The organism is Nocardioides sp. Soil_C_8, assembly GCF_057656315.1.
In genome coordinates, this window is the sequence record NZ_JBDGKQ010000003.1 from 659,121 (window position 1) to 673,281 (window position 14,161).

General features: G+C 72.5%; 13 protein-coding genes. 9 read left to right on the forward strand and 4 right to left on the reverse strand.

Going from position 1 to position 14,161, the window contains the following annotated elements; all coding sequences use genetic code 11:
• Positions 1-10 precede the first annotated feature (10 nt).
• Both AC3A3L_RS16630 and AC3A3L_RS16635 read right to left on the reverse strand, forming a co-directional pair.
• On the reverse strand, positions 11-1,075 hold the full coding sequence (locus tag AC3A3L_RS16630; protein WP_487641141.1) for a hemolysin family protein: 1,065 nt from the start codon (positions 1,073-1,075) through the stop codon (positions 11-13).
• Positions 1,065-2,414, reverse strand: coding sequence for a hemolysin family protein (locus tag AC3A3L_RS16635; protein WP_487641142.1), 1,350 nt, complete (start codon positions 2,412-2,414; stop codon positions 1,065-1,067). The genes AC3A3L_RS16630 and AC3A3L_RS16635 overlap by 11 nt, the downstream gene beginning before the upstream one ends.
• Before the next feature lie 258 nt (positions 2,415-2,672).
• Here AC3A3L_RS16635 and AC3A3L_RS16640 point away from each other — a divergent pair, with 258 nt between their 5' ends.
• Entirely contained in the window at positions 2,673-4,196 is a 1,524-nt protein-coding gene (locus AC3A3L_RS16640; RefSeq protein ID WP_487641143.1) for a sulfatase-like hydrolase/transferase, read from the forward strand.
• A 4-nt stretch (positions 4,197-4,200) separates the two neighbouring features.
• Positions 4,201-5,286, forward strand: a complete 1,086-nt coding sequence (locus AC3A3L_RS16645) for an SLC13 family permease (RefSeq protein WP_487641144.1) — start codon at positions 4,201-4,203, stop codon at positions 5,284-5,286.
• Positions 5,287-5,552: 266 nt separating this feature from the next.
• On the opposite strand, the gene AC3A3L_RS16650 is transcribed toward AC3A3L_RS16645, so the two are convergent.
• The gene (locus AC3A3L_RS16650) at positions 5,553-6,911 is read right to left on the reverse strand and encodes a phospholipase D-like domain-containing protein (protein ID WP_487641145.1); all 1,359 of its coding nucleotides are present in this window, start codon (positions 6,909-6,911) and stop codon (positions 5,553-5,555) included.
• Between the two features lie 380 nt (positions 6,912-7,291).
• Here AC3A3L_RS16650 and AC3A3L_RS16655 point away from each other — a divergent pair, with 380 nt between their 5' ends.
• Both AC3A3L_RS16655 and AC3A3L_RS16660 read left to right on the forward strand, forming a co-directional pair.
• Positions 7,292-8,095 (forward strand): S-methyl-5'-thioadenosine phosphorylase, encoded by an 804-nt coding sequence (locus AC3A3L_RS16655; protein WP_487641146.1) that lies wholly within the window; start codon positions 7,292-7,294, stop codon positions 8,093-8,095.
• Positions 8,092-9,141 (forward strand): NAD-dependent epimerase/dehydratase family protein, encoded by a 1,050-nt coding sequence (locus AC3A3L_RS16660; protein WP_487641147.1) that lies wholly within the window; start codon positions 8,092-8,094, stop codon positions 9,139-9,141. Before AC3A3L_RS16655 ends, AC3A3L_RS16660 begins: the two co-directional genes overlap by 4 nt.
• 5 nt (positions 9,142-9,146) lie before the next feature.
• Here AC3A3L_RS16660 and AC3A3L_RS16665 read toward each other — a convergent pair whose 3' ends face one another.
• Complete coding sequence (locus AC3A3L_RS16665) at positions 9,147-10,472, reverse strand: hypothetical protein (RefSeq protein ID WP_487641148.1); 1,326 nt, start codon at positions 10,470-10,472, stop codon at positions 9,147-9,149.
• Positions 10,473-10,590: 118 nt separating this feature from the next.
• On the opposite strand from AC3A3L_RS16665, the gene AC3A3L_RS16670 reads away from it, so the two are divergent.
• The 5 genes from AC3A3L_RS16670 to AC3A3L_RS16690 all read left to right on the forward strand — a co-directional run bounded on the left by AC3A3L_RS16670 (position 10,591) and on the right by AC3A3L_RS16690 (position 14,095).
• Positions 10,591-11,241 (forward strand): glycosyltransferase family 2 protein, encoded by a 651-nt coding sequence (locus tag AC3A3L_RS16670; RefSeq protein WP_487641149.1) that lies wholly within the window; start codon positions 10,591-10,593, stop codon positions 11,239-11,241.
• A 62-nt stretch (positions 11,242-11,303) separates the two neighbouring features.
• A complete protein-coding gene (locus AC3A3L_RS16675; RefSeq protein ID WP_487641150.1) occupies positions 11,304-11,888 on the forward strand; it encodes a TIGR04282 family arsenosugar biosynthesis glycosyltransferase in 585 nt (194 codons plus the stop codon).
• Positions 11,885-12,520 carry a class I SAM-dependent methyltransferase gene (locus tag AC3A3L_RS16680; protein WP_487641151.1) on the forward strand — a complete coding sequence of 212 codons (636 nt, stop codon included), beginning with the start codon at positions 11,885-11,887 and terminating at the stop codon, positions 12,518-12,520. The genes AC3A3L_RS16675 and AC3A3L_RS16680 overlap by 4 nt, the downstream gene beginning before the upstream one ends.
• A 1-nt stretch (position 12,521) precedes the next feature.
• Complete coding sequence (locus AC3A3L_RS16685) at positions 12,522-13,694, forward strand: molybdopterin-dependent oxidoreductase (RefSeq protein ID WP_487641152.1); 1,173 nt, start codon at positions 12,522-12,524, stop codon at positions 13,692-13,694.
• Complete coding sequence (locus tag AC3A3L_RS16690) at positions 13,691-14,095, forward strand: hypothetical protein (RefSeq protein WP_487641153.1); 405 nt, start codon at positions 13,691-13,693, stop codon at positions 14,093-14,095. The genes AC3A3L_RS16685 and AC3A3L_RS16690 overlap by 4 nt, the downstream gene beginning before the upstream one ends.
• The last annotated feature ends 66 nt before the right edge of the window (positions 14,096-14,161 follow it).

Genomic DNA, 14,161 nt, shown 5'->3' on the forward strand with positions numbered 1-14,161 from the left:
TATCCAGCGCTCAGTGGGCCTCGACGCCGGACACGTCGTGGTGCGCGGCGTCGCGGATCTCACCGACGAGCTCCTCGAGCACGTCCTCGAGCGTGACCAGGCCGATCACGCTCCCGTCGCGCTCGACGACCCGAGCCATGTGGGCGCCCTTGACCTGGAGGCTCTCCAGCGCGTCGTGGAGCAGGTCGCCGGGGTGCACCGAGGCGAAGGGACGGATCCACTTGTCCTCGATGACGCGCGAGCGCTTGTCGTCGTCGGACTCGAGGGCGTCCTTGATGTGGAGGTAGCCCAGCAGCGTGCCGTCGTCGCCGGCGACCGGGAACCGGCTGAAGCCGGTGGCCGCGCACACCGCCTCGACGTCCGCGACGGTGGAGCCGGGCGCCACGGTGGCCAGGGTGTCCGGCGCCATCACGATCTCGGCGACCGACTTCTCGGTGAAGCCCAGCGCGCCTGCGAGCCGGTCGTACTCGTCCGCCTCGATGAGGCCCTCGCCCCGCGACTCCTCCACCAGTGCGGCGACCTCCTCACGCGTGAAGCTCGAGTGGACCTCGTCCTTGGGCTCGATGCGCAGCAGCCGGAGCACGCCGTTGGCGGCCATGTTCATGCCGGCGATCACCGGGCGCAGCACGGTGACGATCGCCATCATCGGCGGGCTGAGGACCATGGCTGCGCGGTCGGCGCCGGCCAGCGCGATGTTCTTGGGCACCATCTCGCCGAGGACGACGTGGAGGTAGACCACGATCGACATCGCGACCACGAACGACACCGGGTGCAGCAGGTCGTCGGGCAGCCGGGCGGCGTGGAACACCGGCTCCAGCAGGTGGGCGACCGCCGGCTCGCCGATGGCACCGAGGCCCAGGGAGCAGACCGTGATGCCCAGCTGGGCGCCGGCCATCACCAGCGAGACGTTCTCCATCGCGGCCAGCGTGGTGCGGGCGGCGCGCGAGCCCTCCTGGGCGCGCGGCTCGATCTGGCTGCGGCGAGCGGCGAGGAGCGCGAACTCGGCGCCCACGAAGAAGGCGTTGAGGGCGAGCAGTACGACGGCGAGGCCGACGCCGAAGAGGTCACTGTTCACGGTCGACCTCCCCCACCAGCACGAGGTCGAGGCGGTCGATGCGCAGGCCGTCCATCCGCTGCACGGTCAGCGTCACGAGGCGCTCACGCACCTCGTGGGGGTCGCTGCGGTCGGGCACCGGCAGCTCCACGCGGTCACCCGGCTCCGGGATCTTGCCGAGCTCGCGCATGACCAGGCCGGCGACGGTGTCGTAGTCGTCGTGGTCGGGCAGCTCGATGTCGGTGACGTCCTCGACCTCGTCGGGCCGCAGGAGCCCGGACAGGGTCCAGCTGCCGTCGCGACGCTGGCGGATGCGGGCGCCGAGGCGGTCGTGCTCGTCGGAGATGTCGCCGACGATCTCCTCGACGACGTCCTCGAGCGTCACGATGCCCGCGTGGCCGCCGTACTCGTCGAGCACGATGGCCATCTGGAAGCCGTCCTGGCGCAGCAGCGCGAGGAGCGGGTCGAGCCGGAGGCTGTCGGGTACGACGACGGGCCTGACCATCACGTGCTTGATGCGGGTGGTCGACCGCTCGTGCACCGGGACGGCGACCGCGTGCTTGACGTGCACAGTACCGACGACGGTGTCCTCGGCGTCGAGGACCGGGAAGCGGGAGTGGCCGGTCTGGCGCGCCAGGTCGATCACCGCGGAGACCCGGTCGCCGTCCTCGACCGTCGTGGTCCGCACGCGCGGGGTCATGATCTCGCCGGCCGTGCGGGTGCCGAACTCCACCGAGCGCTCGACCAGCTCCGCGGTGTCGGCGTCGAGGGTGCCCTGGTCGGCGGAGCGCTGCACGAGCGAGGAGAGCTCCTGCGAGCTGCGGGCGGAGCGGAGCTCCTCCTGCGGCTCGATGCCGAGGCGGCGGACGATCGCGTTGGCCGAGCCGTTGAGCGCCCGGATCGGCCCGCGGGTGAGGGCGGTGAAGCCGCGCATGAAGCCCTGCGTGGTGCGGGCGGTCTGGAGGGGGCGGGCGATGGCGATGTTCTTCGGCACCATCTCGCCGAAGATCATCGTCACGACGGTGCCGAGGACCAGGCCGAGCGCCAGCGCGAGGGGCGTGACCACGCCGTCGGGGACGCCGGCGGCCGCCAGCGGGTCGTCGATGAGGTCGGCGATCGCCGGCTCGGCGAGGAAACCGATGGCCAGGTTGGTCACGGTGATGCCGACCTGGGCGCCGGAGAGCTGCGTCGACAGCGAGCGGAGCGCCAGCTGGACGCCGCGGGCGCCCTCGTCGCCGGCGGCCGCGGCGCGCTCGACGCTGGGCCGGTCGACGGTGACGAAGGAGAACTCGGCGGCGACGAAGAGGCCGCAGGCGGCCACGAGGGCCAGCGACACAAGCAGGAGCAGGAGGGGGGTCACGACGCGCACCAGGCCTTCAGTGCGGTCGTGCGGGGACTTTGACTCTCGTCCATGGCGGCTGCTGCGGGTTCCTTCGTCTCGTGCTGTCAGGTGCGCACCGGACCGTGCGATCGGGCTCGGGCGAGTCCACAGGGTAGCGGTCCGGACCAGTCTCGCCCCAGTCGTCGTGTCGCTTTGGGGAGGTGACCGCCCGCGTCCTAGTCTTGCGCCGACACAGGGCGGGCGAGACGGACCCTCAGGGTCTCGGCGAGGGGCAAGATGCGAGCGTGGGCACAGTCGATCACGGCTGCCCTCCTCGTCGTACTCGTCGCCACCCTCGCCACCGTCACCGCGACCAGCGACAGCGGTGAGGCCAGCGGCCCCGGCTCGGTGCGGATGGTGCAGGGCACGCAGTCCCCCACCGCCGAGGCCGACGGCCCGAGGCGCCCGAACCTCGTCTTCGTCCTGACCGACGACATGCGCGACGACGACCTCGACCACATGCCGATCACCCGGCGGCTGCTGGCCGACGAGGGCATGGAGTTCACCGACGCGATCTCCCCGCACCCCCTGTGCTGCCCGGCCCGCGCGCAGCTGGCCACGGGCCAGTACGCCCAGAACAACGGCGTTCAGCACAACCGGGGCGTGCACGGAGGCTTCCAGGCGCTCGACCCCACGCAGGAGGCGAGCACCTGGTTCCGCAGCAACGGCTACCGCACCGGGTTCGTCGGCAAGTTCCTCAACGGCTACCACCCCGGCGACGTGCGCCCGGACGGCTGGACCCGGTGGGACGCGCTGACCCGCGGCGTCTACGACTACGTCGACTTCTCGATGACCGGCGACGGCGACCCGGTGCGCTACACCGACAGCTACATCACCAGCGTCATCGAGGACCGCACCAACGAGGACGTCCGCGACTTCGCCCGCAGCGGCGACCCCTTCGTCGTCTACGCATGGCACCTGGCGCCGCACTACCGGATCAGCCCCGAGGGCGGGCGCGGCCTGCCCCCGGCCGAGCCGAGGGACGAGCACCTGTTCCTCGACGACCGCCCGGCGTCCTTCGACGATCCGGCGTTCGACGAGGAGGACGTGTCCGACCAGCCGGGCTACCTCCGCCGCCTCTCCCCCGCGTCCCCCGACGAGGTCCGGGCCGAGAACACCGCGCGGCTGCAGACGCTGCAGTCCGTCGACCGCGCGGTCGGCTCCCTGGTCGACACGCTGGACCAGGAGGGCGTGCTCGAGGACACCTACATCGTCTTCACCTCCGACAACGGCTACTCCCTCGGCGAGCACCGCTTCGTCGGCAAGGACGTGCTGACCGACGAGGCGCTGCAGGTCCCGCTCCTCGTCCGTGGCCCCGACGTCGTCGCGGGGAGCACGTCCGGGCTGCCGGTGACGCTGGTCGACCTGCCCGTCACGTTCGCGGCGTTGACCGGGGTGACGCCGCAGTGGCAGGTGGACGGCGCGTCCCTGGCACCGACGCTGCGCGGCGAGGACCAGCCGTTCCGTGACACGACCCTCATCCAGACCGGTCGCACCCTCGGTGACGGCTGGTCGCACCGCGGCGTCCGCACCGAGCGCTACCTCTACGGCACCGACGGCGTCGACCCGTTCCTCTACGACCGGCTCCTCGACCCGGACGAGATGGTCAACGTCGTCGACGACCCGACCTACGAGGTGGTCCGCGCCGCGCTGGAGTCGCGCCGGCGGGAGCTGGTCGACTGCGCGGGCTGGACGTGCAACCAGCAGTTCGGCCCCGTCCCGGAGCCGGTGACGGGCTCTCCGCGCCACCCGTCGTCGTGACGCCGTGAGCGAGGCCCTGCAGCCCGTCCTGGCCCAGGTGCTCCCGGTCGCGGTCTTCCTGCTCGCGATCACCGTGACCGCCGAGGTCGCCCAGCTGGCCGGCGTGTTCGACGTGGCGGCCCACGCCCTCGCCCGTCGCGCCCGGCACCGGGTGGTGCTGCTGTGGCTGACGTTCGCGGCGCTGGCCGTGGTCTGCACGATCGTGCTGAGCCTCGACACCACGGCGGTCCTGCTGACACCGGTCGGCATCGCCATCGCGAGCCAGACGGGCGTCTCACCACTCCCCTTCGCGCTCACCACGCTCTGGATCGCCAACACCGGGTCCCTGCTGCTCCCGGTGTCCAACCTGACCAACCTCCTCGCGGTGCACCGCTTCGAGGACCTCGGCGCGGGCCACGGCGACTACGTGCGCACGGCGGCGGCCCCGGCGCTCACGGCCATCGTCGTCACGCTCGTGTTGATCGCCGTCCTCCAGCGGCGCGCGCTGCGCGGGACGTACGCCGTCGAGCCCCCTGCCGAGCCGCACGACCGCGTGCTGCTCGTGGTCAGCTCGGTCGTGTGCCTCGCCATCGGGCCGCTGTTCGCCGTCGGCGTGGAGCCGGCCGTCGTGGCCGTCGGGTCGGCGGTCGTCCTGCTGGCAGCCCTGCTGTGGCGTGCGCCCGGCCTGCTGCGGGAGGTCCGGCCGCCCTGGCTGATGGCCGGCGGTTTCGTGCTCGTCGCCGGGGTGCTCCGCCTCGCCCAGGCTGACGGACTCCTCGACTGGCTGGCACCCGCGGTGGGCGCCGGCATACACACGCTCGACCTGCTGCACCTCTCGGCCGCCTCGGCGGTCGGCGCCAACCTCGTCAACAACCTGCCCGCGTACCTCCTCGTCGAGCCGGCTGCGGCCGATGACGTACGTCGCCTCGTCGCCACGTTGGTGGGCGTCAACGCCGGCGCACTGGTGACGCCCTGGGCCTCGCTCGCGACGCTCCTCTGGCTGCAGCGCTGCCGGTCGGCCGGGCTGGAGATCCCGCTGCTCCGGCTGGCGGGATGGGGCGCCGTGTGCGCTGTGCTCTGCGTGACCACCGCGACCCTGGCCATCCGCTGAGCCCTCGCCCTGACCCTCCCGACCGCGAGCGCCTTCAACGCAGCAGCGGCGCGGCCCCGAGGGGCCACGCCGCTGTTCTGCGCGTTTTCGAGCCGTCCCACCGCCTCTGGGGGGATCCGTGCCTCGGCGGGAGGTCGGGACACGGGTGAGCGGTGCTGGGCCCGGCGGAACGCGGCCGCCTACTTCCACAGCGCCGACGCCGTACGGGGTGTTACGGGGTCCCGGGGAAATTTTGCTGTCCCGCCCCCGACCGCGCGGACGTGCCGTCAGTCGGCCTCCCAGTACGGGCCCTTGCGGTAGGGATCCCGCTCGATCGTGGTGACCGGCCGGCGCACCGTCCGCCACACCGTGCGCGGCGTGCCGTCGTCGTCGACGACCGTCCGGGCGACGCGGAAGTTCACGTACGTCGTGGTGTAGGCGTTGCGGGAGTTGCGCTTCTTGCGCCACTGGTAGTTGAAGTTCTTCACGTACTTCCGGGTCAGCTTCTTGCCGCGGATCGTCATCCAGAGCTCGTCGTTGCCCGGGCTCAGGCTCGCCCAGTTGGCAGAGCCCGTGGCCACCATGTTCGTGTCGGGGTTGCCCTTGTAAGTGCCCTGGATGGCGACGTACTTCTGGTGGCTGTAGTAGCTCAGGATCAGGTCGGGCTTCCCGTCCTTGTTGAGGTCGTAGTCGTCGTCGGGGTTGTAGTCGAGCCCGGTCGACCGGAGCGGGATCCGCCCCCGCGGCGTCGGAGCGCCGACGACGCGCTTGGTGTGGTAGCCGATCAGGCCGTACATCACGCGGACCTTGCATCCCTCGATCCACTTCTGCCGGATCGCCGCGGCGAGGTAGTCGCCGCGCCGGCCCCGCATGGTGTGCATCGACACCGCGATGCGACTCCGCTTCTGGCCACCCGCACCGTCGGGGGTCAGGCACTGGACGTTGCCGAGCAGGTCGAGGACGAGGTCGTTCCTGGGGCCCGACGGCTTGGGCCAGGCCCAGACCGTGTGCTTGTCGATCGAGTCGTCGCACGCGACGCCGTTGGCCGGCGTGCCGCAGAAGAACTGCGGTGGCTGGCGGGTGGAGTGGTCCTTGCGCATGTCGTTGAACAGCCGCACGAACTGGCGGAACAGCTCGTGGTCCCCCGAGGTGAAGTAGAGGTCGTTCCACTGGTGGATGTCGGCGTTCAGCATCATGTTCGCCGACCCCACGGCGATGACGTCCTTGGACCTGCCGGCCTGCGAGAACGAGTAGAACTTCGTGTGCATGTTGTTGTACTTGTTCTGCTTGCTCCTGCACCCGGCCGTGCACCGGTAGATGAAGCTCGAGCGATAGCGCCTCGCCCCGATCTCCTTGCGGACCGCGCGCATCGCCTTGGTGTACTGGTGGTCGTTGAGGATCATCTGCACCTTGACCCCCCGACGATGGGCAGCGATGAGCGCCTTCGCGACCGGCATCCGGTCGAAGGAGTAGACCGCGATCCGGATCGTCGAGCCCCGCGGCGTGTGGTTGATCGTGTCAATGACCCGGCGCTCGATGCGGAACCATCCCTTCTTGCGGCGCGGGTCGTTGAAGAACGGACCCTGCGGTGCCTTCCACCGCTTGCGTGCCGACTGCACCTTGGCGGAGGCCGCTGTCGGTGCCACTGTCGAGGCCACAGACGGAGCCGCTGAGAGCGCGGCCGTCGAGGCTGCACCTCCGACCGGAGCGGCTGCAGCGGGGACCGCTGCCAAGGGAGTGCCCACGACCAGGCACAGGGTGAGCAGGAGCAAGAGCCTCGGCACGAACTCGCCTTCCCGACGCTGCGCGTCGGCGGCGTCGTCACGTTCAGGCCCCGGCGCACGACCCGTCTGTCACGGGCGCCCGCAGGGCATGTCGACCGGACCCGCGGCGTGCGCTGGTCCGGTCCCGTCCATGGGGTGACGACGCCCGGACCGACAAAGTTGTCCGTCGGCGCGACCGGGTCTGGAGACGTGGCTCACATTGCCGCGACCGGGCGTCACCGCCGGACATCTAGGGTGACCGGATGGTCGACTCACCACGCGCCGACGTCGCCGTCATCGGCGGCACCGGGTTCTACTCGTTCCTCGCCGACGCGACCGAGCAGGTGGTCGAGACGCCGTACGGCGATCCGTCCGGCCCGATCTCGATCGGTGAGGTCGCCGGGCGCCGGGTCGCCTTCGTGCCGCGGCACGGGGCACACCACGACCACCCGCCGCACGGCATCCCCTACCGCGCGAACGCGTGGGCCCTGCGCTCCCTGGGCGTGCGCCAGGTGCTGGCACCGTGCGCGGTCGGCGGCCTCCGGGACACGGTCGCGCCCGGTGACCTCGTCGTGCCGGACCAGCTGGTCGACCGCACCCAGCGCCGGGTCGGCTCGTTCGTCGAGTCCGGCGCCGTGCACCTGCCCTTCGCCGACCCGTACTGCCCGGGTGTCTCGGGTGCCCTGGCCGCGGCCGACGAGGACGTCCGCACCGGCGGCACGATGGTCGTCGTCGAAGGACCGCGCTTCTCCACGCGTGCGGAGTCGCAGCACTACGCCGCGCAGGGCTGGGACCTGATCAACATGACCGGCGCCCCCGAGGCGCAGCTCGCCCGTGAGATGGGACAGTGCTACGCCGCGCTCGCGCTGGTCACCGACATGGATGCCGGCGCCGAGTCGGGCTCCGGGGTCGGCCAGGACGAGGTCTTCGCCCGCTTCAAGGAGAACCTCGAGCGGCTCACCGGCATTCTCGCCGCCGCCGTGGCGGGGCTGCCCGACCCCAGCGGCTGTGCCTGCGCGGCGTGGTCGGACGGGATCGACCTGACCTACGAGGTGCCCGGCCCGTGAAGGTCCTCCTCACCGGCTCGGCCGGCTTCATCGGGTCCGCGATCCGGCGCCGGCTCATCGACGCCGGCCACGACGTCGTCGGCGTCGACCTGATGCTCCCCTCGGCCCACGGCTCCACGGAACCGCCGGGCGGCACGCTGCGGCTCGACGTGCGCGACGCCGGTTCGGACGCGTGGGCGGAAGCGCTGCGCGATGTCGACGCGGTGTGCCACCAGGCCGCGCTCGTCGGTGCCGGCGTGCGCGTCGCGGACCTGCCCGACTACGCCTCGCACAACGACGTCGGCACGGCGGCCCTGCTGGTCGCGATGCACGACGCCGGCGTCGACCGGCTGGTGCTGGCATCGTCGATGGTCGTCTACGGCGAGGGCCTGTACGCCTGCCCCGAGCACGGTCCGCAGCTGCCGACGGCACGTCCGGTCGCGGCACTGGAGGCCGGCGACTTCGAGAACCACTGCCAGGCCTGCGACCGCCCGCTGGAGTGGCAGCTGGTGCCGGAGGACGCGCGCCTCGACCCGCGCAGCAGCTATGCCGCGAGCAAGCTCGCGCAGGAGCACTACGCCTCGTCGTGGGTGCGCCAGGCCGGTGCCGCGGCGATCGCGCTGCGCTACCACAACGTCTACGGCCCGATGATGCCGCGAGACACCCCCTACAGCGGGGTGGCGGCGATGTTCCGCTCGTCGCTCGAGCGTGGCGAGGCACCGCAGGTCTACGAGGACGGCGAGCAGGTGCGCGACTTCGTCCACGTCGACGACGTGGCCCGGGCCAACGTGCTGGCACTGGAGTCCGTGGTCGCCGGCCCGGCGCCGCGCTGGTCGGCGTACAACGTCTGCTCCGGTCGCCCGGTGACGATCCTCGACGTCGCCACGCGGGTCGCCGAGGGCACCGGCCGCGCCATCGCGCCCGAGGTGACCGGCGGCTTCCGTCCCGGCGACGTGCGCCACGTCGTCGCGTCACCTGAGCTGGCGACGAGCGAGCTCGGCTTCACCGCGTCCGTTGGTCCGGACGAGGGGTTGCGGGCGTTCGCCACCGAGCCGCTCCGGGCCTGAGGGGCCTACCAGCTCGTGTAGAGGAGGTGCTCCACGACGAGCGCCGTGAGCACCTGCAGGCCGAGTCCCCAGCGCCGCCATCCACCGGGCAGCAGCGCCAGCGAGACGGTCAGCCACGGCACGAACGGCAGCCAGATCCGCTCGACCTCCGCCTTCGACATCCGGCTCAGGTCGGCGACGGCGATGGTGAGGGCAGCCGCTCCGGCGAGCACGGCGGCGGTCCGCGCAGGTCCGGTGTGCCGGTGCGCGCCGACCGCCAGGCCGGCGCCCACCAGCGGTCCGGCGGAGACGAGGAGCGCAGCCAGGTTCCCCCATCCCCAGTACGACATCGGGCGGGTCGATGCGATGCCGGCCCAGTAGCGGTCGACCAGCACCGGATAGGCCTCCCACCACGCGAAGCCCAGCGCCGCGAAGCCCAGGACCACGGCCAGTGCCGCGACCGCGGCGACCGGCAACGGCCACCACGAGCGCGCCAGCCACAGGACGGCGAGCGCGAGGACTCCCAGCAGGGGCAGGCCGTAGGAGCTCATCACACACCAGCCCAGCAGCAGCCCGGAAGCGGTTCCCCATCCGAGCAGGCTGCCCCGCGACGTGGCCCTCGCCGAGGCGGCCAGGGCGGCCAGCCCCCACGCGGCCAGCGCCGTGAAGACCGCGTCGGCCGACACCGCCAGGAACACCGCGGCCGGCGACAGGACCAGGAAGGGAGCCGCTAGGCGCGCCGGTGCCACGGCACCCAGGACGCGCAGCGTCGTCATCGTCGCCAGCGGGATCGACGCCGCGATCGCGACGACGACGAGCGCGGACACCAGGTCACCGCCGAGCCCGATCCGGACGAGGGCGATGTGGAAGAGCACCGCCCCGGGCGGGTGGCCGGCGAGGTGGATGGGCCAGTTGTCCGGCGCCGTGGACGGGATGCGGTCGACGTACTCGTGCAGCATCGCCGGCACGTCGCTGATCTCCCGCGCCGAGACCATGTACTCCGTCGGGCTCGTCATCACCCGCGTGAGCCCGACCTCCCCGTCGACCAGCGCGAGCGCGAGCAGCCACACCAGCCCCGTGACGTACGACAGCAGGAGGAGGCGTCGCCACGACAGGCTCCGGGCGAGCGCCTCTCCGCGCCACACGCCGCCCACCGCGACCAGGACCGCGAGCAGCGAGGTTGCCGACACCCGAGGGTCCGGGAAGCCGTGCAGCGGGGGCAGACCGAGCATGTCACTGCGTGCGTCGACGTCCCATCCGAACAGGGGCGGCACGACGAACCCCAGGGTGATGACCACGAGCGCGACCACGAGACCGATCGCCGCACGGCGCGAGGCGGTGGCGTCGGTCATGCCGTGCAGCCTAGGGACGGGGTCGCGACGGCCTGGTCCCCCGGGCGCATACCGGAGTTGCACGTGGGTACCTGTCATCGTCCGGACCGCCAGGTCTGACCAGCGGCCGGGGGTGCTCATGTGTGATCTCGTGCTCCCCTGTCGCGACGAGGGCCCGGCCCTGCGAGAGCTACTCCCGCGAGTGCCTGAGGTGTTCTCGGTGATCGTGGTCGACAACGGGTCGCGCGACGACACCGCCGCTGTCGCGCGCCGGCTGGGCGCCCGGGTCGTCACCGAGACGACGCCGGGGTACGGCGCTGCCGTCCACGCCGGCATCGAGGCCGCCACCGGGGACTACGTCGCCGTGATGGACGGCGACGGCTCCTTCGATCCCACCCAGCTGCTCCCCCTTCTGGCCGACGTGCGGTCCGGTCGTGCCGACATCGCCGTGGGGCGCCGACGCCCGGTCCGGCGGGGGGTCTGGCCGTGGCACGCCCGCGCCGGCAACGCGCTCATCGCCACCTGGCTGCGCAGTCGGATCAGGATGGACGCCCACGACATCGCACCGGTACGGGTCTGCCGCCGGCAGGCGCTGCTCGACCTCGACCTGCGCGACCGTCGTTTCGGCTACCCCGTCGAGCTGCTGCAGGCGATCACCGTCGCCGGCTGGCGCGTCAGCGAGCACGACGTGGACTACCACCCGCGCGCCGCCGGCACGCGCTCCAAGGTGTCCGGGTCCGTCACCGGCACGGCCCGGACCGCCCGGGACTTCTGGCGGGTGCTGCGATGAAGGTCCTCCTGGTCGCGAAGGCACCGGTCCCCGGACGCGTGAAGACACGTCTGGGTGCTCTGGTGGGCGACGAACCCGCCGCCGACCTCGCCGCAGCCGCCCTGCTCGACACCATCGACGCGTGCCGGGACACCCAGGGCTCCTGCCACCTCAGCCTGTCCGGCGACCTCGCCGAGGCCGTGCGCGGCCCCGAGATCGCGGCCGCGCTCCGCGGCTGGGACATCTCGCCCCAGCGCGGCGAAGGGTTCGCCGAGCGGCTCGTCAACGCCCACCTCGACTCCGGTCCGGGCGCCCTCGTGCAGATCGGGATGGACACGCCCCAGGTCACCGCGACCGCCCTGCACGAGGTGACGAGCGGCCTGCGCGACCACGACGCGGTGCTGGCACCCGCGACCGACGGCGGCTGGTGGGCACTCGCCCGGCGCACGGCCGAGGTCGTACGACACGTGGCCGAGGTTCCGATGTCGACCGACACCACCTACGCCGAGACCCGACGCGCCCTCGAGCGAGCAGGGGCCAGGGTCGCGCACGCCCCCTCGATGACGGACGTCGACGAAGTCGCCGACGCCGACGTCGTCGCAGGGCTCGCCCCCGGGACCCGCTTCGCCGAGGCGTGGCGAGCACTACGGGTAGGGGTGGGACCGTGATCGAGCAGTCGTTCAGCGAGGTCTTCGCCGACGCCCTCGACGGTCACCCCACCGTCGTCGTCGGCCTCGGCGACGAGCCGCAGGCCCTGCCCGTCGAGTCGTGGCGCAGGGACGCCGGCGCCGAGGACCACGACCTGCTGGCGCTGTGCGACGGGCCGACCCTCGACATCGGCTGCGGACCGGGACGGCTCACCGAGGCCCTCGCCGCTCACGGCCACCTGACCCTCGGCATCGACGTCGTCGCCGCCGCCGTCGCGCTCACGCGTGAGCGCGGCGTGCCGGCCGTCCAGCTCGACGTCCTCGCCGCCGACGTGCCCGGGGAGGGCCGGTGGAGCACCGCGCTGCTGGCCGACGGCAACATCGGCATCGGCGGTGACCCCGTCCGGCTGCTCCGGCGGGTGCGGGCCCTGCTCGCGCCAGGTGGCCGCGTGGTCGTCGAGCTCGCCGGGCCCGGCACCGATGTGGTGAACTGCTGGGCCGCTCTGGAGGCCGTGGGGCGCCGGAGCCGGCCGTTCCGGTGGGCCACCCTCGGCGTCGACGACGTCGACGGTGTCGCAGCCGCAGCCGGCTTCGGCGTCTCCCGCACCTGTCGGATCGGCGACCGCTGGGCGGCGGTCCTCGGGAGTCGGTGACGTGACCCCGCGGCCTGCGGCACCGACGCCCGACCGGTTCACCTCGACACTGCGGTCGCCGGCGGTGGCGGCGCGGGTCGGTGTCTGGCTCGGCGTCGCCTTCGGCCTCTGCTTCGTCACCGGGCTCATCAGCCACTACGCGCAGCTCCCCAGCCACCCCGTGCCGTTCCCGACCAGCCCGAGCTGGGGCTACCGGCTGACGCAGGGCCTCCACGTCACCTCCGGGATCGCCGCGATCCCCCTGCTGCTGGTGAAGCTCTGGTCGGTCCTTCTCAAGCTGTTCGAGAGGTTCCCGGTGCGGGATCCCCGAGCTTTCCTGCTGACCGCCCTCGAGCGCTCGTCGATCGCCGTGCTCGTCGCCGCCTCGATCTTTCAGCTCGCGACCGGCGTGGCCAACGCCGCCCAGTGGTATCCGTGGACCACCTTCTCGTTCCGGACCACCCACTACGCGGTCGCCTGGATCGCCATCGGTGCCCTCGTCGTGCACGTCGCGGTCAAGCTGCCGCTGATCCGCGACGTCCTCTCCTGCGACGTCGACGACACCACGCACGACCGCGCTGCCGCGACGCGCCCCGGGGTGCTGTCGCGGCGCGCGCTCGTGCGAACGGCCCTCGCCGCCGCTGCGGCCGCGACCGTCGCGACAGCGGGCGGCACCGTCACGTGGCTGCGCCAGGTCTCCGTCCTCGCCAGTCGAACCGGCGAGGGGCCGGCCGGCGTACCCATCAACAAGTCCGCGCGTGCGGCCGGCGTCGAGGAGTCGGCCGCCTCGGCCGACTGGCGGCTCGAACTGCTCCTCGACGGCGCCGTCGTCGGCTCGCTGTCGTACGACGACCTGCGTGCGCTCCCCCAGCACACGGCCGACCTGCCGATCGCCTGCGTCGAGGGGTGGAGCGCGCAGGGAACCTGGTCGGGCGTGCGGCTCGCCGCGCTCCTGGCCGCGGTCGGCGCACCGGCCGACCGCGACGTCGTGGTGACGTCGCTGCAGGAGTCCGGCCCCTACCGGCGCACGACCCTGCCGGCCGACTTCGCCGCCGATGATCGGACGCTGCTGGCGCTGGACCTGTCCGGGATGCCACTGGCGCTCGACCACGGCTACCCGTGCCGGCTGATCGCGCCGAACCGCCCGGGCGTGCTGCAGACCAAGTGGCTGTCGCGGCTGGAGGTGTCGACGTGAGGACGCGACTGGCGACGGGCGCCGTCGGGGTCGTCCTGGGACTGTACGGCGCGTACCTGCTGCTGACCAGGCAGGACCCGGCCCAGTGGCTCGAGGTGGGCATCTGGTTCGGCGTCGGCGTGGCCGCGCACGACATCGTCCTCTCCGGCGTCGTGATCGTGCTGTGCCTCCTCGGCTCGCGCCTGCTGCCGCAGCCGTGGCGGGCACCCGCGACCGTCGCGCTGGTCGTGTGGGGAACGGTGAGCATCGCCACGCTGCCGGTGCTGACCCGTGCCGGCGCACGAGCGGACAACCCCACACTGCTCGATCGCCCCTACGCCATGACGTGGTGGACGATCAGCGCCGTCGTCGTCCTGCTCGTCGTCGCTGCCGGGTTCTTCCGCTCCCGCCGGTCTCGCTGAGGTCGGCGCGGCGTCGGTCAGGGTCCACCGGCCGAACGGCCGATGGAGACCCGTGCGATCGGCCGG

Excerpts from the sequence above, each read along its gene's own strand:
- AC3A3L_RS16665 (WP_487641148.1), bottom strand. The coding sequence starts at position 10,472 with ATGACCGACGCCACCGCCTCGCGCCGTGCGGCGATCGGTCTCGTGGTC.
- AC3A3L_RS16655 (WP_487641146.1), top strand. The coding sequence starts at position 7,292 with ATGGTCGACTCACCACGCGCCGACGTCGCCGTCATCGGCGGCACCGGG.
- AC3A3L_RS16640 (WP_487641143.1), top strand. The coding sequence starts at position 2,673 with ATGCGAGCGTGGGCACAGTCGATCACGGCTGCCCTCCTCGTCGTACTC.
- AC3A3L_RS16670 (WP_487641149.1), top strand. The coding sequence starts at position 10,591 with ATGTGTGATCTCGTGCTCCCCTGTCGCGACGAGGGCCCGGCCCTGCGA.